The organism is Bacillus sp. AFS098217 (assembly GCF_002551815.1).
GTDB lineage: Bacteria > Bacillota > Bacilli > Bacillales > Bacillaceae_G > Bacillus_A.
This window is the reverse complement of the sequence record NZ_NVPR01000136.1, coordinates 1-1,777: the sequence shown is the minus strand read 5'-3', so window position 1 is coordinate 1,777 and position 1,777 is coordinate 1. Positions and strand designations below refer to the sequence as shown.

1 protein-coding gene is annotated in these 1,777 nt (G+C 33.8%); it reads right to left on the bottom strand.

The window, feature by feature from the left end; translation table 11 throughout:
- Positions 1-404 precede the first annotated feature (404 nt).
- On the bottom strand, positions 405-1,343 hold the full coding sequence (locus COO03_RS23780; RefSeq protein ID WP_170958195.1) for a DMT family transporter: 939 nt from the start codon (positions 1,341-1,343) through the stop codon (positions 405-407).
- Between the last annotated feature and the right edge of the window lie 434 nt (positions 1,344-1,777).

Genomic DNA, 1,777 nt, shown 5'->3' with positions numbered 1-1,777 from the left:
GTTTTCAAAGAACTTGTTTGTCGCTCATTTGCGACTCCCTTATGTTAACATTTCTATGTTTCAATGTCAACTAAGTTTTTTATTTCGTTTGCCGCGTTTTGCTTTGTTGCTATCGGCGACTCGTATAATATTACACTTACACATTAAAATAGTCAATGCTTTTTATATAAAAATTAAATATTTTTATTCCTCCTATGAAAACTCTCGCCACTTATCTCCTTCGAATTTTGAGGTGAGGGGGGTTCTCGTGTATCATCTTCAAGAGATGCTTAACACGAGTGAAGTTGACACAACTGCCTGATGGCACAATCCCTCTATTCCATCGGCAGACGCCTTTGGAACTGTTTTTTAGATATTATAGGAACCATTCAATGAATCGTCTACCCTCTTCTTATATTCTCACATTAATATGATTTATACTCTTTATTTTCTTTAGTTTGTCGATCTACAGATTTTATTAGAACACGCAATTTATCTTTATCTGCCCAGACAACTCCTAATAAAACTAGACATCCCCCTATTAAAATATCCCACGTTAAAGATTCATTTAATAAAATAACCGAGGTAATAATACTTATGAGTGGTAAAGCATTTAGATATAGTCCACTTACTGATGCCGCAACCTTTTCTAGTGCCTTATTCCAAAACCAATAGGCAAGAATTGTTGCACAAACAACAAGATACATAAAACTAAGTCCTGTCTTCCATGTACCTATTTGAGGTAGACCACAGTAAAAAGTTTCAATAGCCGCAAAGGGGAATAGAATGATTGCCCCAATGAGCAATGTTAATGTTGTAAATACTTCGCTTGATAGATTTCTTTCTTGTTTTGGCCTTTTTAATAATATTGTATAAAACGCAAATACAAAAGTACTTAATAGAATAAGCATATCTCCAACTAAAGAAGAACTTTGAGTATCATTACCAGATGGAATCGTAATACATATTACTCCTATAAAACCTAATATAACTCCAACCCAATAGTTTAACTGAATTTTTTCTTTTAGAAACAGTGCCGAGAAAATGATTGTAACTAATGGTAAAGCAGCGTCAATGATACTAACATGTAACCCACTTGTTAAAGAAATCCCATACGAGGTAAACATGAAGTATCCTGCTACACCAGTAAAAGATAACAAGCTCATCCTTTTCCATGGGACATCCTTATTTACAATATTTTTTCGTAGCTGATGAAAAGAAAAAAGCAGACATATCCCTCCAGCAAAACAAAGACGAAGAAATAATAAAGTGAATGGTTGAATTAACTCTAACGCCCATTTTGTCGGAGCAATTGCTGTTCCCCATAGTATAATTGCTACTAATAACATACATATCTCTTTCATAATCACCCACACCCATCCTAAAATTTCATGTATCTATTCCTTCCGTTAAGTAAAAACCTTAATTATAAAATTCTACTTTTATATTTTACTTGTTTTTTCTATATATATATCAATTAAAAAACCGACATAAAACCCCTCTTTTCAGATGAGAGAGAGCATCTGTCAGGGCCTTTTTTGCCACATGCGAAGTAAAACGAGTAATCTGTACCCTTTGTAAAGGACATGTTGAAGAATTAAAATGGATTTATGCATATAAGATCCTTTTTGCAATAAAGAAAAATTCTCGTCACGACTTGGGTTTTTACAAACTATTATCCTTCTTCTTTCATCATCTAAACCTTGGGACAAAGTGAGAATCTTACTGCCTACAAATAGAAAATAAAACACAAAAAAGACGAGTCATTCTGACTCGTCTAAGGTTGCTTGGCGACGTC